14 protein-coding genes and 4 pseudogenes are annotated in these 17,351 nt (G+C 53.5%); 7 read left to right on the top strand and 11 right to left on the bottom strand.

Annotated elements, in window-relative coordinates; translation table 11 throughout:
- Positions 1-129: 129 nt before the first annotated feature.
- The 3 genes from KI237_RS09020 to KI237_RS09010 all read left to right on the top strand — a co-directional run bounded on the left by KI237_RS09020 (position 130) and on the right by KI237_RS09010 (position 4,382).
- Complete coding sequence (locus KI237_RS09020; protein ID WP_126587308.1) at positions 130-1,224, top strand: PD-(D/E)XK nuclease family protein; 1,095 nt, start codon at positions 130-132, stop codon at positions 1,222-1,224.
- A gap of 108 nt (positions 1,225-1,332) precedes the next feature.
- Complete coding sequence (locus tag KI237_RS09015; protein ID WP_126587309.1) at positions 1,333-3,618, top strand: AAA family ATPase; 2,286 nt, start codon at positions 1,333-1,335, stop codon at positions 3,616-3,618.
- The gene (locus tag KI237_RS09010) at positions 3,615-4,382 is read left to right on the top strand and encodes an HNH endonuclease (RefSeq protein WP_126587310.1); all 768 of its coding nucleotides are present in this window, start codon (positions 3,615-3,617) and stop codon (positions 4,380-4,382) included. Before KI237_RS09015 ends, KI237_RS09010 begins: the two co-directional genes overlap by 4 nt.
- A 1-nt stretch (position 4,383) precedes the next feature.
- On the opposite strand, the pseudogene KI237_RS09005 reads toward KI237_RS09010, so the two are convergent.
- Positions 4,384-4,779 (bottom strand): annotated as a pseudogene (locus KI237_RS09005) (ExbD/TolR family protein).
- 44 nt (positions 4,780-4,823) lie between these two features.
- A pseudogene (locus KI237_RS09000) lies at positions 4,824-4,928 on the bottom strand (MotA/TolQ/ExbB proton channel family protein); the annotation flags it as partial.
- Positions 4,929-5,103: 175 nt separating this feature from the next.
- Here KI237_RS09000 and KI237_RS08995 point away from each other — a divergent pair.
- Complete coding sequence (locus tag KI237_RS08995) at positions 5,104-5,316, top strand: hypothetical protein (protein ID WP_126587311.1); 213 nt, start codon at positions 5,104-5,106, stop codon at positions 5,314-5,316.
- A gap of 119 nt (positions 5,317-5,435) precedes the next feature.
- On the opposite strand, the gene KI237_RS08990 is transcribed toward KI237_RS08995, so the two are convergent.
- The 4 genes from KI237_RS08990 to KI237_RS30380 form a co-directional block, all read right to left on the bottom strand.
- On the bottom strand, positions 5,436-5,696 hold the full coding sequence (locus KI237_RS08990) for a hypothetical protein (RefSeq protein ID WP_126587312.1): 261 nt from the start codon (positions 5,694-5,696) through the stop codon (positions 5,436-5,438).
- 241 nt (positions 5,697-5,937) lie between these two features.
- Positions 5,938-6,645, bottom strand: a complete 708-nt coding sequence (locus KI237_RS08985; protein WP_126587313.1) for an RES family NAD+ phosphorylase — start codon at positions 6,643-6,645, stop codon at positions 5,938-5,940.
- A complete protein-coding gene (locus KI237_RS08980) occupies positions 6,638-7,309 on the bottom strand; it encodes a hypothetical protein (RefSeq protein WP_126587314.1) in 672 nt (223 codons plus the stop codon). Before KI237_RS08980 ends, KI237_RS08985 begins: the two co-directional genes overlap by 8 nt.
- Positions 7,310-7,914: 605 nt before the next feature.
- Complete coding sequence (locus KI237_RS30380; RefSeq protein ID WP_013692855.1) at positions 7,915-8,235, bottom strand: hypothetical protein; 321 nt, start codon at positions 8,233-8,235, stop codon at positions 7,915-7,917.
- A gap of 160 nt (positions 8,236-8,395) precedes the next feature.
- On the opposite strand from KI237_RS30380, the gene KI237_RS08975 reads away from it, so the two are divergent.
- Positions 8,396-8,536, top strand: coding sequence for a hypothetical protein (locus tag KI237_RS08975; RefSeq protein WP_185833616.1), 141 nt, complete (start codon positions 8,396-8,398; stop codon positions 8,534-8,536).
- Positions 8,537-9,000: 464 nt separating this feature from the next.
- Here the strand turns inward: KI237_RS08975 and KI237_RS08970 are convergent.
- The 3 genes and pseudogenes from KI237_RS08970 to norV all read right to left on the bottom strand — a co-directional run.
- Positions 9,001-9,267: pseudogene (locus KI237_RS08970) on the bottom strand (Arm DNA-binding domain-containing protein); the annotation flags it as partial.
- 974 nt (positions 9,268-10,241) lie between these two features.
- A complete protein-coding gene (gene norW / locus KI237_RS08965) occupies positions 10,242-11,375 on the bottom strand; it encodes an NADH:flavorubredoxin reductase NorW (RefSeq protein WP_025214355.1) in 1,134 nt (377 codons plus the stop codon).
- Positions 11,372-12,814 (bottom strand): anaerobic nitric oxide reductase flavorubredoxin, encoded by a 1,443-nt coding sequence (gene norV, locus KI237_RS08960; protein ID WP_095021390.1) that lies wholly within the window; start codon positions 12,812-12,814, stop codon positions 11,372-11,374. The genes norW and norV overlap by 4 nt, the downstream gene beginning before the upstream one ends.
- A gap of 156 nt (positions 12,815-12,970) precedes the next feature.
- Between norV and norR the strand changes: the two genes are divergently transcribed.
- Positions 12,971-14,494 carry a nitric oxide reductase transcriptional regulator NorR gene (norR, locus tag KI237_RS08955; protein ID WP_102617426.1) on the top strand — a complete coding sequence of 508 codons (1,524 nt, stop codon included), beginning with the start codon at positions 12,971-12,973 and terminating at the stop codon, positions 14,492-14,494.
- Positions 14,495-14,617: 123 nt separating this feature from the next.
- On the opposite strand, the gene KI237_RS08950 is transcribed toward norR, so the two are convergent.
- Positions 14,618-15,820 carry a cytochrome P450 gene (locus KI237_RS08950; RefSeq protein WP_014338858.1) on the bottom strand — a complete coding sequence of 401 codons (1,203 nt, stop codon included), beginning with the start codon at positions 15,818-15,820 and terminating at the stop codon, positions 14,618-14,620.
- A gap of 198 nt (positions 15,821-16,018) precedes the next feature.
- Between KI237_RS08950 and KI237_RS08945 the strand changes: the two genes are divergently transcribed.
- On the top strand, positions 16,019-16,366 hold the full coding sequence (locus tag KI237_RS08945) for a hypothetical protein (protein WP_034114482.1): 348 nt from the start codon (positions 16,019-16,021) through the stop codon (positions 16,364-16,366).
- Positions 16,367-16,743: 377 nt separating this feature from the next.
- Here the strand turns inward: KI237_RS08945 and KI237_RS30375 are convergent.
- Positions 16,744-17,171 (bottom strand): annotated as a pseudogene (locus KI237_RS30375) (regulatory protein NosR); the annotation flags it as partial.
- Positions 17,172-17,351: the final 180 nt, after the last annotated feature.

The following is a 17,351-nucleotide window of genomic DNA, read 5'->3' as shown; positions in this document are numbered from 1 at the left end:
ATGAAGGGTACACACGCATCCTGCATAGGCTTTAAGGCAAACCGTCACGCCGCTTCATTCACCACTTGATATCACTATGCCATTGAGGCAGCCTCTACCGAGGAGAAAGGGTTCAACTCAGGAGACGCGATGAACCAGGAACAGGCTCGAGCTTTGTTAGCGCAAGCTCAACAGCATCGACAACCCACCTACGAGCCCAGCATCTTTGCTCTTGGCGGAAGGGGCTATTACGAAAATCCTACGAGTGATTTGCTGGCATTCTTCCTCGATCCCACTCAGATACATGGCTTTGGCGATTGCTTCCTTCGAGTCTTGCTGAGTTGTATAGGCCAGGAACCATTGCCCTCTACTGCGCTTCGTTCTCCGCCCGAGCGAGAGGTAATGACCAGCAATGGCAACCGGATCGATCTACTCCTTCAGGGGAAGGAATGGATCTTGGTTCTGGAAAACAAGATATTCCATGGCCAAGTCAATCCGTTTGCCGATTATGAGCTCCACGCTAAAGCGCTTGCGTACGGAAGTTCTAGCCATCCTATTCTCGTCGTGCTGTCTCCATCAGGACGCAGCCCAGACGTTAACTGGATTGGCTTGAGCTACGTGTTATTTATCAATAAGTTACGTGAAGAACTATCTTGTTACTCCCTACTTGAGCCAATGGATAAATGGCGAGTACTGGTGGGAGAGTTCGTGTTGCACTTAGAAAATCTTACTATTGAGCAGGCTATGGACACGGACAGCGTTGGATTTATCTTTGATCACCTCCCCCAAATTAACGCCTTGAACAAGCTGCGCGATAAGGCCCTGGAAGCGTTGAACAGCAAGATCCTCGGCAATCTCCAAGCCGAAATCCCTGACTACGTACCTTATACGCGACGGCAAAACTGGGTTGATGGCCCGGTTCTGCGCTACGCCTGCAATGATTGGGAGAACTGGTCGGACGTTCTCCTCTACCTGGATTGCAGTCAATCAACGTTAAAACCCTTCATACGTGTTTATTTATGCGATGCCGACACAAACCTCATGGAGCAGGCACGCAAGCATTTCATACGCCCCAGCCGGCAACCATGGACCGAAGGCAAGTCTGTCATCGGATTCGAATGGCAACTGGAGACGTTCGATGAGCAGACGATTATCGAAGTGATCACTGAAAAGATGAAGCTGCTGATGCGATTTGAGAATGACGATCGCCGAGATGAAGACAAGTTAGCGTCATCAACCACGTAGGCAACTGACTGAGAACCAATAAACTCGCCCTATTGATTTTTGCACGCTCCCGCGTCTCATCGGAGCTGATTGAAAATCTATCCCCTTATCAATTTTCGGTATTCCATCATGGACGAAAGTGTCATCTGGCTGAACAGGCTACTCAAAGCATCCACGGATCGTCAGCTTGATAAAGATATGACAAAATTGGATTTTCAGGAACTGCTGCTTTATTGGCTCGCCGTTCACATGGTGGATTGGAACAACGACAAATGGCGTCACGAACGAGCGAATAGGTCTTGGGCGGCTGACCGCGATCTGGACGATCGCGCGCAAATGCTGATGGACTACTGTGACCGCGGTGACGAACTGTCGGCTCGACATAGCAGTATTCACGAACATCTATCGCATTTGATAACAGATGCGCTAATAGGACTACACCCAGATGAACACCTCGCGCTCTTCGATACCTTGTTCTATCGCATCATCGCCCAAGCCGGTGTCGACCGCAGACACGCAGAAATCAGCGCAGCCTTGGCCAGCGGCCTGGCCCATAACCAGGATTTGATCGAGCTGCAAGGGTACAGCGGTGAACCTTTTATCGTTCACTCACACCTGGAAAAAGTTCCTCGACCATACCGCTACACCTCGGCCCAAAATCGCCGCCAGGACCTAATGCGACTCAGGCTGGCGGTGCATCAGATTAACGCCCAGCTGCTCGGGTACGGCCTGGATGACTTCGAAAGTGAACACCTGACTCTACTTGATCTTTCCACAACTCAAGCGGCGCCACTCCAGGCAGTGCACCAGCACCTCCAGTCCGGTAAGTTGACAGGGCGTTTGCTGGTGCTGTTCAAACCCAGCGGCGGGTCAGAGCGTGAGACGCCAAACGAGCTCAAAGACATACTGCGGGATGACGATCTTCTGGAGGCCGTTTTTTCATTCACCAGCTACAACGTAAAAGGCAAACCTGCTCCGCTTCGCGCCTGGCTATTGAACAGCGACAAGCATCACGGCACGAAAACGCTATGCATCGATACGCGAAAACTGCTTGACCATTTCCCCGGTATCACAGCAGAACAACTTGCATGGTTTGCGTCCGCAACGTACCAACTCTGGGCCGCCCGCAAGAAATTTCGCATCGGTCAATTTCCTCACGCACGTCTAGGGTTGCTTCAAGGTCTTTTCAGCCAATACTTTCAAAGCGATTACCGAGACGTAGAAGGTTTCTGCGTCGTTCACGGCTCAAGATATGTGCTAAACACTCCCTGGAATCGACTGATCCCACCCGCCAGCTCAGTCGATGTGAAATTTTCTCTATTGGACAAGCACCGGGTTGTAGACGCACTGGAGCGGGTAGGCCAAGGGCCATTTTGCGCCTATATCATCGGCGACAACGGGGCAGGTAAAAGTTTATTGCTGACCGCCTTGGCTGCCCATCTGCAAAATAAGCAAACGGGCTGTGCCGTGATTGCCAGTGGAAGCACGGATCGCTTCCCCCTGACCGGCGACAAAAATACCTACCGCTACATGGGCGACAGAACGACGAAAGGCAGTTCCATACAAAATACCGAAAAAAAACTGCTCGCTTTCCTAAAAGAGACTTTTGCTCTCCACGACCGTATTCAGCTATTCGAAAAAGCATTGGAACTCCTGGGTCTGAAAGGCCGGGTCTACCTCGCCCCAATCGAGCTTTTCAACAAATTTCTAGTCCCCGACTATGTGATCGATCGTGTTATGCCTCTGGCGGAAGCGTTTCAGGCCTCCGCGCCAACTAACCACGACACGCTCGCCTTGTCCCGGCAAGGCAGTTCCCATTTGGTGAAATTCAACGAGCTGAGCTCCGGGGAACAACAAGTCTTGCTGTTGCTCGGAAAGATCATGGCGGGCGCCGGCCCTGGAAAGGTTCTACTCATCGACGAACCAGAAATCAGTCTGCACGTCCGATGGCAGCAATTGCTGCCGGCATGTTTCAGCCTGATTGCACGGGAAACGGAAACACGAATGGTCATCGCGACGCACTCGCCCACACTGATTGCCAATGCCCAGGACGACATCAGTGCTTGTTTCCTCGCCAAAAACCAGCAGCTTCACCCGGTTCCGCCTGAGCAGCGCCATTCAGTGGAGACCATACTACTGGAGGGATTCGAGACCTATACGCCACACAATCGCGAAATCGCCGAACGTTGTGCCGCCCTTGTCGCAAAAGCAATTAGAGCAATTAATCACAGCCAAGGTATCGACGCCAGCCAGCAACAAAATCTGGTGGATGAGCTAAATGACATGGAGGAGATCATGACGAACTCCGGCAATCGCGAAGACAAGCGATATGAGCAGGACCGGCAATTGATCATTCAAGCTCGTCAAGCGATTGCCGAGACATTTCGCTTCGCCCAAGAGGAGTTGCCTGAATGACGGGTAAAGCGGCCGAAGCCACAGACCTCAAACCTTCCCGAGCCGAAAAGCGCTTGAGCCTTCGACAGGACCGTCTGACCCTCCTGCGTGAATTGCGGATCGCGGCAAAAGGTGGCGATATCCATGTCTGGACTCGCCTGGGCGATACTAAAAATGCTCCGAGCAAGGATCTCAAGGCCCTGCTTCGTAAAAGCCTGAAGGCTCGCCAAGAGCCACGTTGCTGCTATTGCAAGCGTTGGCTATTAAACAATGCACATGCGAGCCCCATAGAACATATTCTGCCACGCAAGCACTATCCAGAATTTGCGCTCCGTGCGCGCAACCTCGCGATTGCCTGCAATGATTGCAATTCATTGAAATCCGACGCTGATTGGGGAAATTTCACTGGATCGCCTAAAGCTTACCCTTCCCCTGCGACCATGCATTTTTTTCATCCCCGCTACCATTTTTATGATGAACATATCCGCTACCTACGCATGGAAACAAATCGACAGGAATTCGTCACTTACCATGGACTCACCCCCCAAGGACAACACCTGTGTACAAAGCTGCTAAGCAGGGTAGTCGGTAAGCGTAACCTGAAAAAAAGTTATCCTCAGTTAGCCGGCTGGCTGCGTACGCTTGAGGAATTTGATACCGAGCCTCAATCAACGTCTCGCCCTGCCTTGCAAGCATTCCGTGATGCGATGGACAAGGCGATAGCCGAGCGCCTCGATGACGGCGACAACGTCAGTGCACTATGGATAGTGCCTGACGAATCTTAATCTACTTCGCCGTAATCACTGATAACTTGCTGATCCCCGCCGGTCAATAGACGCCATGGCCCGAGCCACCTCGCCATAATTCACCCCGTTGTCCGCCTGCAGCTGCACGCGGACGTCAGATTTTTTCGCCTTGGCGGCTTTAAGGTTCAACTCCAGCAAATCTGCTGGATCTCGTCCTTATTGATGAAGACCTTGCCCTTGTCATCAATGCTCACCACCAACGGTCTTTCTGCTCCACTGGTACCGACTCGGTCTTGGGCAGGTTGACGGAGATGGCGTTTGTCAGCAGCGACGCGGTGACGATGAACACCACCAGCAGCAGCAATATGACATCCCCCAAGGGCGTGACGTTGATCTCGCTGAGCACTTCATCGCTGTCTCGTGCCGAGAAGGCCATGTCAGGACGCCTCCCTGACGTGTTACACGGCGACGGTCGCGCCAGGCTTGTTCAGCCCCCGGGTGCAACAACACGCGGAAGGCATCTTTCTGCGCCAGGCTGTAGAAGTCGTAGGCGAAATCGACCAAGTCTGCGGCAGTCAGCTTCAAATCGGCGCAGGAAATCTGGCTTAAAATAGACTCTGCTATAGACCCGATTTAGCGTTTTACCTTCCAGGCCGATTACTGTCGCTCGATATCAACAGGTACGCGCTTCCCTCGTCCGCCCTTTTGTTTCCGCCCCTTCCGCTGCTACGCTCTTGAGTCCTCGATTGGAGCCAAAACAATGCCCAGCGAATATTCACTTTCTGATGTTCTTGAGCGGCTGTACCAAAATCAGCTCGCCTTGGAGGCCGCGGTGATGGAGCTGACCTTGAAGGTAGAAGACCAAGGTGCAACGGAGATTGGTGCTAACGTCCGAGGTGCACTTCACACCATCGGAGAGAACGCCGGACACATCAAGCAGGGCTTGGCTAAGCTGAGAACCCAAGGTCACTGATTTAACCGCCCATGCGATGGCGAGCTTGGCGATTTTTCGCGCAAAGGACAAAGACTGACATGACGGATGTGCAGATTTCCCGCGCGCTGCGCGGCGACATCGTGAAGATAGGGATCCTCTCAGCCTCGCGTTATGAAAAGGTGGCGCACCTTGATAATCCTGCCCGAAGCGACCTTATGCTTGGGCTTGGCCATCCGAATAACCGTGTGCGGACCATCGGCCGTTGTTTCAACGAGCATGCCATCTCTGATTTCCATCACGCTGAGTCCGGCCGCCAGCGTATTGATATAAGCAGCTTTGATCGCGCCTTTCACCATGGCTGGAATTTTTTCTTCCAGCCGGCTCACCAGTTCATCATTCATCGGTTGGTTGGCGATCATAACGAGCTCCGCGTAAGGCCAGCACGGAGCCAGCCATCGTTGTTGCTGCGCTCCGTGGCAAGCCCCCCTTCCTTGGGAGGTAGGCGAGACGTGTCTGGCCGTCGACACCACGTAAAACTTGTACGGAAATCACCATTAATGCCCCCCATAAAAACTCGCCGTCTTCGGCAAGATCTAATGACTGGTGGCAACTCCAGCCTCAGAGAGAGGATCCCAGGGGCCACTGTTCGGCCATTTTGACTCAGCTTTTTCCCGGGATGATAACGACCCCAATCCGCTCTGCCAGATTGAGCACCGTGTCGAACACAGTCGAATCGCCGGACAAGCTGCGCGACGCCCCCTGCGGGTGGAGTGCGCCGTCAGGAATACGGTCACCGAAGAGCACCACCGCACGCGCCGAATCATCCTGTCGCGACACCCAAGTCAGCCCTTGGGCATCTGGACACTGACGGTGGATTGCCTCGGCCCATTTGCGCGTCGCAGGATATTGATCTTTCTCAGTGTCGATCAATTGTTTGCGCGTGATGCCCAGTTTCCGCAGGGGCACGCTGGACAGATCAACCAGGCGCAGCGGTTGGCTAACCTGGACGGCAGAATGCACCTGTCCAGTTAGCTTGCCTTTGTCGAAGCTCTTAAACCCAGCCGTATGGGGAACGTCGTGGAAGACGGTCTCCATCAAGGCGCAATCGACTGTCGTGCCGCCATACAAGGTGGGAATCGCCCGCCCCTGATTATCCTGGATCGGGCTGAAGCGTGCGTTGCCGTGCACACCAGGATTGAATTGATCAGGCTGATACTTATCCTGGTGCACACGGTGAAACACATCGCCTTTGGCGATCACGGTGAAAGTGACGTGCAACGTAGCCGCAGGCACTGGGGTAACGGACGCCGCCAAATCCGTGGGAGGCGTCGCCCTACCCTCACTGGACTCGGTACGCTGCTTAGCCATGGACAATACCTTGGATTTCATCCAGTGCTGCAGCAATCACCCGATCAGGCGCCGATGCCAACAAGTCCTGAGGTCTTTTGCCTCCCAGAAAACTATTATCGGAGCGAAACCAGTAAGCCATCCCCCAGCCGTCCTTGTGGCCAGCGAAAGCCTCAATGATTTTGGCCAGCGCCTTGAACGGCCGATAGCCCGCGTCCGGGTCCAAGCCGTAGCCAGGGAAATAATCGACCCCACCGTGACTGATGGCAAAGATCTGCCCCTGCTTTTTCCATTTGTTGGGCTGGGCACTCGGGTTTCGTGTACTCAACTGTGCCACTTGGGCGATGTCTGCGGCGGTCAGCCAGTCACCGCTTTCCAACACCGCTTTGCGGGCCTGTACCAGCATTGCCGCTTCCTTGAGCAAGCGAGGCGAAGGCGGCTTACGCGTCACAAACACCTCGGCCAGTCGCTCTAGCGACTTCGGGTCCTGACGCTCCTGCAGCACCTCGTACATCGAAGAAGCCACATTGGCGAAGTTTTCCGCCAACACCTCAAATACGCTGAGGTTGACCTGATCGAAGGACACGACCAGCACTCGGTCCGCATGCGAGCGGCTCAAGCTGGCCCGAGCCTCCTTAGGCGTACCGATCAAGGTGGAGACGCCCGACTGCTCTGTAACGCTCATGGAAATCTCCTCTCCAGTTATCTACGTTATCTAATTCTAGCATAGTCGTGATAACCCTAGCTCTAGCCTAAGCTCCATTCATCTGGATGCATAGGTAAGTTTGAGTGGAGTACGCCATGCCGTCGATCAGCGCATGGCGCTGGGGTGAGAAGCCTAAGGACACGATCTTGGCATTCAGGTGCTGCGAGCGGACTCGTTCAAGACATGCGTTGGAAACCGCAAGAAGTCGCGTAGCATAGTGGCGCTGTGAGCAGACTACGATCTCAATTTAATTACAGTTCGGTCACCGTCGTCGGTGATATCGATAATTCGTCGAGCATGCGCCGGGGCGAGTTGGGCTCTGCTCCTCCATGAATCACGGCGTCGGTGGCGGTAGGCACTGAGCAGCCGTCGACTGAATTCTCGAGGAGGACTGACAGCTGCCGGCCAGAAGTGGCAAGGCGGTCACGTAGACGAGCCTGATTCGTTGTGCATCGCTCAGTTCCTTAATGGGTCTGTTCGTTGGCCGACAGACGCTGCTCCAGTTCCAGGCGCCTTCCAGCTCGGGGCCCGCCGCTCCACATGGCCTAAGTAATCTACAGGGCTACATTGAGGAATTTTAGGCATCAAGCCTTGCGATAAATACCCAGTCGAGCCGTAGATGGAAGGGGTAACAGCTTCGTCGACGTGAGAGTCATTGCCCTCCCTACACCGAACGCTAGCGCTGTACTCATCGACTCCCCCGGCCGCTCCTTGTAGTACTCCTCAAAAAGCATCGAACCTTCTCCGTCGTAGGCACCAACAAACAATTGAACCGCCCCGGTGCGGGAAGTCCGCACCTGCACATCAATCTGCCCACCGTCTGAGAGCAAGCCATCGTGACAACGATTGTGAAGCTCGCTATCGGACCATTCCCAAAACACTCGCCTTCGTTGTTTTAAATACATCTGTCGTGGCCTTGGGGATTATTTGTATCTTTTACTCCTTATTTTATTAGGAAAGTAAGGAAATCGAACTTTTTATTGAACTATAATCGCACTGCACGGTATTAGCGCGCCCGCACCTCTTCTTACCTGCCTGCCGGTGAACCGCGGGCGAGAAATTCTTATGCCCGATAAAAATCTGCTGCGCGATGCTGCGATTGGCACCAAGTTCGGCCTTAGAGAGCGAATTCAAGGGGCGCTGCTCGGTCATTTTGGCTCAGTTTTTCCCGCGATGATGACGACCGATCAGGTCCGCCAAATCTAGCACCGTGTCGAACACAGCCGAATCCTCAGTCAAGCTGCGTGACGCCCCCCTGCGGATGGAACGCACCCTCAGAAATCCGGTCACCGAAAAGCACCACCGCACGTGCCGAGTCATCTTGTCCCGACACCCACGACAGCCATTGCACATCAGGGTATTGACGGAGGGTCGCCTCTGCCCATTTGCGCGACGCGGGGCATTGATCTTTCTCAGTGTCGATCAATTGCTTGCTGGTGACGCCCAACCTACGCAGGGGCACGCTGGACAAATCAACCAGGTGTAGTGGCTGGCTAACCTGGACGGCAGAATGCACCTGTCCGACCCTTCACTCATCCCGAGGCATAAATAGGGTTAAGAGGCACGCCTTCGGATGATGCCGCGCCCCTCCCTCAAGGACCGAGGATTTGCAACACATCAACGCTAAAACGATGCTCAGGAGGCGCTTTGCAGGTCAACAGCTTGGCATTGCGCTCAAGGCGTCGCTGATCGCGGGGATCGATACCCTTCGCGATCAGCGCCCTGGCGATATCACGCAGAACGCGAGCATCGCGTAGACCTATTTCAGGATAAGTACCGAGCGAAATACGAGGCTGTTTGCCCGCCCAAGAAAAACGGAAGTGCCAGCTCTTGGTGCCCTTCGTATTCACGAAAAGCGCAAGGCCGTCAAAGTCAGAAAGGGTGTAGTTTTTTGCGCTAGGTTTGGCGTGCCGGACCGCCGTATCGGTAAGAACCATTGTACTAACTCCACTCATATGAATGAAGGAGTGTTGTACAGCCATCAGAGTGCCAAGCAGCTCTAAAAACTGATTTACCAAGCGTCGAATTGATGTACTAAAAAATGTACTAAAAAATCGCGGATGCCAATGTAACAGAATAGACTTTACTGGAACTAAAAAAGAGACCTAAGCCTCTTTTTTTGATCTCTACATACTTCAATGGAAGTCTATAGCAAAATAATTGGAGCGGGAAACGAGACTCGTATCTGGCGTCCGACCCATTGAAATATAAGGGGTTTCTTTTCTTGCCGGAGCAGGAAAAGACTTAATTTTGGACTTGTTTTTAAAGTACTTCAACGGTCAAAAAGGGGTTTATTCCAAGCTGCGCTACTGGATTACATCCGTAGCCAATTGGACGAACGCGCGCCGCCGTTACGAACGGTGAGCCTACCAGAACGGTAAATAACATGATGCAACGCCTGACCGCGCCCAACCTCAATACATTCCCAAAACCAGTGGGCGCGGCTCGTGTTCGATGAGTACACAGAACTTTATGGCGCTGCGCTGGCTCAACGATTGAGGAATTGAGCGGCTAGGGTGATGATGAAACTCGGAACCCACCGAACCAAACAAGAACCTGCTGCTCCATCCGCGCCTTCTGCCACCCCCGGCACGAAACGCAACCCGTTCGGCCTAGCCTAGGCCTAGAACTGTGCTCTCCTGTTTTCGAAGGCTGACGAGGCCCACATCAAGCGGTACAGCTGCATTTTGCTCGGGAACTCTTGATAGTAAACCATGCCAACGCAGGTCAAGGCCGGTTGCATGATATACAAGTCGCGATCACACAAGTCCGGCTTTTGTTCGGCAAGACGGTCTAACGTCAATTACTCAAAGCCGATCTGGCGATTGCAGACTTGACGTCGATAATAAGTCTAGGAAGAACAAAACACTCAGCGCGATTGGTCGATCCGGGTGAGCCCTGCCAATTTTATTTACAACGAGAGTTGCCGTAGTAATGTAAAGGCCTGCTTCATTTGGTCTTCACTGACGACAAACGCCCGCAGCTGCCCTGCCATGTCCAGCCCTTTGGCTACCAGCCCCTGTGCCTCAAGGTTGATCTGCCATTGCAAGTCCTTCCGGTTGGTTTCTCCGGCCAGGTGCAGCGGCATTTCCGGGGTCTTGATCTTCACCAGCATCGCCGGGAACTTCACTTGCTCATCGCCACCCAGCACATTACTCGCCAGGGTCATGGCGCTTAACTGAATGGGTTGTAGAAACGGCAGCAGCTTGCCCTGGATTTGCGCGCAATCGCCAACGGCAAATATGTGTGGGTCAGAGGTGCACATGCGTTCATCAACTTCAATGCCACGATCAACCCGTAGGCCAGCCTGCGCCGCTAACGTCGTATCAGGTTTCAATCCGATTGAGGCAATGATCACATCGGTGGTGATTTGCCGGCCATTGGACAAAGTCGCCAACAGGCTATCGTCTCTCTTTTCAATGGATTCCAAAGCCTGGTTGAACACCATTTCCACCCCCATCTGGCATAACCGATGCTGCAAGCGGCTACTCACCTCAACAGGCAGCAACGATGCCAGCAGGCTGCAGGACTTATCCATCAGTACCACTTGCTTTCCGGCACGATTGACATCCATTGCCAGTTCACTGCCAATCAAGCCGGCTCCCAGAATCAGTACGCGCTCTGCCGCTCTCAGAGCGTGTTGTGCATGACGGTATTCTTGCTGACTATTCAAAGTCACCATCCACTCCCGTCCGGGAATTGGCGGAACGATGGCTTGCGCACCCGTGGCAAGAATCAGTTTGTCGTAGCTGAACGCCTCACTGCCGGCGCTGACACGCTTGTTTTCACGATCAATTGCAGTCAGCTGGCAACCAGCATTCAGGGTTAACCGATACATCTCGGCAAACTCCGCCGCAGACTGACGAGTCATGTCGTCCGCTGTCTGATTGAGACTGATGACGTGACTCAGGTCGGGCTTGTTGTACTCATCGCAACTGTCTGCAGCAATCAGCCGAATGGGCACCGCTGCATCGAGCCTGCGCAAGTTCTTGACCACCTGACGAGCAGCGAAGCCGGAGCCCACAATGACGATTTCCTTGTTCATTTCGCCTCCGAAGCAAGCTCATCGAATACCGATTTACCCAGTGAACATTCCGGGCACAGGAAGTAATCAGGCACATCACACCAGGCCGTATCGGCCTGCACATCCTGCATTGGTTCCCCGATCGCCGGGTCGTAAATCCATTGGCAGACACTGCACTGCATGCGCGGGCCGTTGTCCGCGATTGGTTCTGCCTGGGCAGTTGTGGCTGCGGCAGATCGTGCGACTTGTGCTTGCGTCGATGGTTGCAGCGCCCATTGCCGAGCGATTTCACGGCCATGAGCTCGGCAAACCTCAAGCGAGTCACCGTCTGGCCGCCACTTGGCTTTGAGCGTCAATGTGGTTTCAAAACCAGCGTCCATCAAGCGTGTCTGAATGCGGTCTACCGCCCCACCATTCCAGCCGTAACTGCCAAACGCCGAAGCCTTTTTGTTACGAAAACGCAGCCCGGTTATTTCCTCCAGCAGGGCGGCGACTTTCGGCATCATGACGTTGTTCATGGTGGACGAGCCCACCAGAACACCTTTTGAGCGGAACACGTTGGTCAGAATCTCATTCTTGTCGTGGCGCGAGACGTTGAAAATCTTCACCGCCACACCCGGATCAACTTCGTGAATGCCTTGTGCGATGGCATCGGCCATCATGCGGGTGTTATTCGACATGGTGTCGTAGAACAATGTGATGCGGTCCTCCTGATAGTCCGCCGCCCATTCCAGATAGCGGTGCACAATCTGCGTCGGATTATCACGCCACACCACGCCATGAGCGGTGGCAATCATATCGACCGGCAGATTGAAACCGAGGATCTCGGTAATCTTAGGAATGACCAGACGACTGAATGGCGTGAGGATATTGGCGTAGTAACGTTGGCACTGATCGAACAGTTCGTTTTGATCCACTTCATCATTAAACAGGTGTTCGTCGCAGTAATGTTGGCCAAAGGCGTCGTTACTGAACAGTACGGCATCGCCGGTTATGTACGTCATCATGCTGTCTGGCCAATGCAGCATCGGAGTTTCCACGAAAACCAGCTGTTTGCCATTGCCGACATTTAGGGTATCGCCGGTATGTACGACGTGGAAATCCCACTCTGGATGATGGTGATGACCGTTGATCGAGTCCACGCCATTGGCGGTGCAATAGATCGGCGTATTCGGGATCAGCGACATCAGTTCTGTCAGCGCCCCTGCATGGTCCTCTTCGGCATGATTGATGACGATATAGTCCAGCGTGTTCAGGTCGATTTCCATCGCCAGGTTCTGTATGAACTCCCGGCTGAACCTGTGATCAACCGTATCAATCAGCACGGTCTTTTCTTCACGGATCAGATAGCTGTTGTAACTGCTACCTTTGTGGCATTTGTATTCTGTGCCATGAAAGTCCCGCACTTCCCAATCGCGCTGACCGACCCAATGGATGTTGTTCTTGACGAGAATTGACATAACCTACCTCGGTAAAAAATGATTTCTACACCGAAGATGGCAATGTTCGTGCCAGATAATAAGACATTGATTTTAAACGACAAATAAAAAAATATTGTCAATATGACATTACCCGTTTACTGTCTTTATGACTAATCATTGTCAAAGTGACAAAACATGAGTCTGTCCGTTGAATCCTTGGCGCGCATCGCTATTCAGTTGCAAAGCGGCATTTCCCATCAGGATCGCTTTCAACGTCTAATCAATACCTTGCGCCAATTGCTGGGTTGCGACGCTTCTGCCTTGTTGCGTTATGAACAGCGACAGTTCCGTCCGCTGGCGATTGACGGCCTGGCACCGGATGTTCTGGGGCGTCGCTTCAGCCTTGATGCACATCCGCGACTGGAAGCCATCGCTCGCGCCGGTGACGTGGTGCGCTTTCCGGCAGAGAGTCATTTGCCTGATCCCTATGACGGACTGATACCGAACCGGCAGGACCTCAAAGTGCATGCCTGCATCGGATTGCCGTTGTTCGCGGACCAGACACTGATTGGTGCGTTGACGATCGATGGCATGGACCCGGCACAGTTTGATCACTTCAGCGACGAAGAGCTGCGACTTGTGGGAGCCCTCGCTTCTGCTGCCTTGGCCAATGCATTGCTGGTGGAGCAACTGGAAAGTCAGACAATTACGCCTCTCTCCATCAGCAATATCCCGGCGGGCAAACCCGGCACCGAAATGGTCGGGCTCAGCGAAGTCATGCGACAGTTGAAGAGAGAGATCGAAATGGTGGCAGGTTCCGACCTGAACGTCTTGATCACTGGAGAAACCGGAGTCGGCAAAGAACTGGTCGCCAAGGCCATACATGAAGGTTCATCGCGCGCCGGTCAGTCTGTGGTTTATCTGAACTGCGCTGCGCTACCGGAATCAGTGGCTGAAAGTGAGTTGTTCGGCCATGTCAAAGGGGCTTTTACCGGTGCAATCCATCATCGCACCGGCAAGTTCGAAATGGCTGATAACGGCACACTGTTTCTCGACGAAATCGGTGAACTGTCATTGAATCTGCAAGCAAAACTGTTGCGGGTACTGCAATACGGCGACCTGCAACGGGTTGGTGACGATAACGTCTTGCGGGTCAACGTACGGGTGCTTGCCGCGACCAATCGTGATCTGAAGCAGGAGGTGTTGAACAATCGGTTCCGTGCAGACCTGTTCCACCGTTTAAGCGTATTCCCTGTGCATGTACCACCACTGCGTGAGCGTGATCAGGACATCACGTTGCTAGCGGGTTTTTTCTGCGAGCAGAGCCGGGAACGCATGGGATTGAAACGGGTGGCTTTGGCTGCCAACTGTCTGTCGTTGCTCAAGCAGTACACGTGGCCAGGAAACGTTCGCGAACTGGAGCACGCTGTTTATCGGGCGACGATCATTGCTCGCGCGACCCAGCAAAGTGACGAGCTGCTGCTTGAAGCACAGCATTTCAATCAAGTACCCGAGCAGATGGTAGCGCCGCCTGTTGCTCTGGATGTATCTTTCCTCGGCGTTGAACAGGGCCTGCGGGATGCGACGGATGACTTCCAGCGTCAGCTGATTGATAACACGCTGAATAATTGCGCAAGGAAATGGTCTGCCTGTGCTCGAATGCTGGATATGGACGTAGCTAACCTGCACCGACTGGCGAAGCGGCTTGGTTTGAAATAACACTCACGGCCGATCAGGGCTCAATTCAACCAGAACCAAGCATTGATCGACTGGCCGATTGCAGTCAGTCAAGGCCGTCGGTCCCGCCGCCAAGCCATCCAGCATTAAAGGACTGTCTGGAGATCATGGGATCTCGGGGGGCAGGCAGGCTCCCAAAGCTTGGGAAGACGGTTTTTGAATCCGCAGGGGTAGAGAAGAAAACCCGCTAGCAGGGAAAAACGCGTTCACTGGTTCCTTATCCATCGCTAGTGCAATCCGACTGGTGCGGCCCAGCAGCTCTTCCATCACGATCCGTAGTTCCAGTCTTGCAAGCGGTGCACCGGGGCAGACATGAATGCCGGCACCATAGAGCAGGTTCAGCTCGGGATCGCGATCGAGGCGCATTTCATCGGGATCTCCAAAAACCGCTTCGTCCCGATTGGCCGACGCCCAGTTGAGGGCGATACGCGCCCCCTTTGCCTGCGTGCGCCCGCCCAGCATGACCTGTTTCGTAGTCACCCGACGGTTCATAATCAGCGGTGCATGAATACGCAGTATTTCATCGATGGCGGCAGGTAGCAGAGCGGGTTGTTCGCGTAATTGCTGCTGCCATTCGGAGTTGATGGCCAAATAATGCGCGAGAATGCCGACTGAAGCGGAAATGGTTCCGAGTTCGCCGACCGTCCAGTTGCGTAAAATGCTGACGATTTCATCGTCTGTCAGAGTCCTTCCCAAGGACTGATCGCGTAGCAAGATGGTCGTGATGTCATTCGGCGCAGCAGCGCCGGCCGTACGGCGCACCTCCAGCAAATCCTTGATATAACCGTCAAACTCGAGGGCCACGGCGGCCAGGTCAGCGTCGTCTCTGGCCAGCGTGGCCGCGTGATTCTTCAGTGTCCACAGGCGCAGCGGTTCATGAAGATCAGCCGGCCAGCCCAGCCAGGCACACTGGATCCGCAACGCAAAGATTTGAGCAAATTCCCCTATCAGTTCCGAAGGGCCTTCATCCGGTAACGCCCGCACCAAACGAACAGCTATATCCCGGCACACCGGGGCAAAAGCATCCATATGCTCCGGGCTGAAATAAGGCTCGATGAGGTTCCGGTACACCGTATGCTCGGGCGGATCCATGCCATTGGGAACAGAGGGAAAACGCGAGACCGCATTACTGAAGGATTCATGATCCTTAAGTACGCGCAGCACATCCTCATGCCTGAACAAGGACGTATAGCCATATTGACTGTATGCGACCGGGCAACGGCGGCGCATGTCGTCGTAGGCTGTCGTCTGATCCTTTAACACAGCTTCTGACCTCGGATCCCAATCAGGTAGTGATTTCTCGTCCATCGTTTACTCCATAAACCCGTCCAAGTGAATCTGGAAAAGGTAGCAAGGTTAGTCGAACTAGCCGCACTCGGTCGGGACATGTCCGAAAAGCCCGCTAGACTGAAACCATGCACGACGTCCATTACGTCGGCATCATCCGGGTGAAGTCTGCACGGGCTTGTAGGGAAAATCGGGTCACTAGCTGGCCAGGGAGACGTGATGAGTAAGCTTCAGCACAGGTTAAACTCGCAGGGTAGCACTGCGTTGTGGGTGGTGTTCTGGCTCTACGGCGTAGTGCTCAGCAATGTACTATTTGGCCTGATCCTGGTCGCCTTCAACAAGGTTGCCCCCTCCCTGTTTGGTCTGATGCTGCTGGGTTTCGTGGCCTACGCCGCTTGCATGCTCAATGCTGTATGGCGCAATGCGGATAATGTCCGTGACCCCATCTGGGGTCAGATCGCTCGTTTCCTCACAGTGGCGTGGTCGATCAACGCGGTATTGGTTTCGGGTTTTCTCTTCCTAGGTCATCTTAATGCCATTGCCTACCCCCTGCTGCTCCCTTTTTAACCCCAAATGACCAGGGCCCTCAATCCTACGGGAGGAATAGGGTGGCAGGTGGGTGGTGATACGATTGACTCCGAGCTCCTCATCGTCAGAACATCAATCATTTCAGCAAAGCCATACCTCAATGATGTTTTCTTTCTTTCGAGAAGCTATTTTAATTCAATCACCGCGGATATAGTGCCGAGCGTACACAGGGCTTTGCTGACGTCCAGCATACCCTCCACGCCCTATTTTAATTCAATATATTTTAGCGACTTACACAACACAACTTAAAGGAAGAGCCATGAAGATAAATAATCAGCGCTCAACCCCGGGAGTTGCGAACACGACACACTTAGCAAGCATCAGTTAATTATCCACGGGCGGCAATTAACCACACGGGACCGGCCAACGACCACCCTTCGGTCGGCCTTGACCCCTTTGTATTTGGCATCGAAGGCATGAAGCTTTTCCACGGGAATGCCGATCAGCAAAATCGGCTCATGGTGCTCCAGCACGTAGGCATCCTGGATGACGCCGTGGGTATCGAGGATGACCTGCATGTTGATCGGTTGCCCGAGTAAGCCGGAATATCTACCACGTTCTGACTCTGAAACACGTAACCGAGCACCTCTTTGCCGGTGCGCATGGTGCGAACCTTAAACTCGCCGTCAGGCTCGGAAAGTCCATCGCTACCGGGAAATATGGTTTCTACACGCTGCTGCTCGAACCCGCCATAGTCCTTCGCCTGTAATCCGAAAAAACCATCGAACACCAAGCACAACAAAATAATCAGCCCATAGTGAAATGGCCGCCGGACACCGGGCATTGGGAGTTTGGAAGCACGCATGGGTTCGCTGAGCGATCGACCTCTGAAAAAACACCCGTCGAGTAACGGTTATGCTCAATCGCTCTTAACTGAATTATGTGATCAACACTCCCCCTTACTCACGAAAATAGCAATCATATTCTATAAACGGGTCAAGCCAATTATCAGCACCCGTGGTTC

The sequence above is a fragment of the Pseudomonas sp. St316 genome (genome assembly GCF_018325905.1).
Taxonomy (GTDB): domain Bacteria; phylum Pseudomonadota; class Gammaproteobacteria; order Pseudomonadales; family Pseudomonadaceae; genus Aquipseudomonas.
Note: the sequence above shows the minus strand (reverse complement) of the source record. Positions and strands in the feature narration are given on the sequence as shown.

Coding starts and splice junctions, on each gene's coding strand:
- KI237_RS09020 (WP_126587308.1), top strand. CDS start 130: ATGAACCAGGAACAGGCTCGAGCTTTGTTAGCGCAAGCTCAACAGCAT.
- KI237_RS09015 (WP_126587309.1), top strand. CDS start 1,333: ATGGACGAAAGTGTCATCTGGCTGAACAGGCTACTCAAAGCATCCACG.
- KI237_RS09010 (WP_126587310.1), top strand. CDS start 3,615: ATGACGGGTAAAGCGGCCGAAGCCACAGACCTCAAACCTTCCCGAGCC.
- KI237_RS08995 (WP_126587311.1), top strand. CDS start 5,104: ATGCCCAGCGAATATTCACTTTCTGATGTTCTTGAGCGGCTGTACCAA.
- KI237_RS08990 (WP_126587312.1), bottom strand. CDS start 5,696: ATGATCGCCAACCAACCGATGAATGATGAACTGGTGAGCCGGCTGGAA.
- KI237_RS08985 (WP_126587313.1), bottom strand. CDS start 6,645: ATGGCTAAGCAGCGTACCGAGTCCAGTGAGGGTAGGGCGACGCCTCCC.
- KI237_RS08980 (WP_126587314.1), bottom strand. CDS start 7,309: ATGAGCGTTACAGAGCAGTCGGGCGTCTCCACCTTGATCGGTACGCCT.
- KI237_RS30380 (WP_013692855.1), bottom strand. CDS start 8,235: ATGTATTTAAAACAACGAAGGCGAGTGTTTTGGGAATGGTCCGATAGC.
- KI237_RS08975 (WP_185833616.1), top strand. CDS start 8,396: ATGCCCGATAAAAATCTGCTGCGCGATGCTGCGATTGGCACCAAGTTC.
- norW (WP_025214355.1), bottom strand. CDS start 11,375: ATGAACAAGGAAATCGTCATTGTGGGCTCCGGCTTCGCTGCTCGTCAG.
- norV (WP_095021390.1), bottom strand. CDS start 12,814: ATGTCAATTCTCGTCAAGAACAACATCCATTGGGTCGGTCAGCGCGAT.
- norR (WP_102617426.1), top strand. CDS start 12,971: ATGAGTCTGTCCGTTGAATCCTTGGCGCGCATCGCTATTCAGTTGCAA.
- KI237_RS08950 (WP_014338858.1), bottom strand. CDS start 15,820: ATGGACGAGAAATCACTACCTGATTGGGATCCGAGGTCAGAAGCTGTG.
- KI237_RS08945 (WP_034114482.1), top strand. CDS start 16,019: ATGAGTAAGCTTCAGCACAGGTTAAACTCGCAGGGTAGCACTGCGTTG.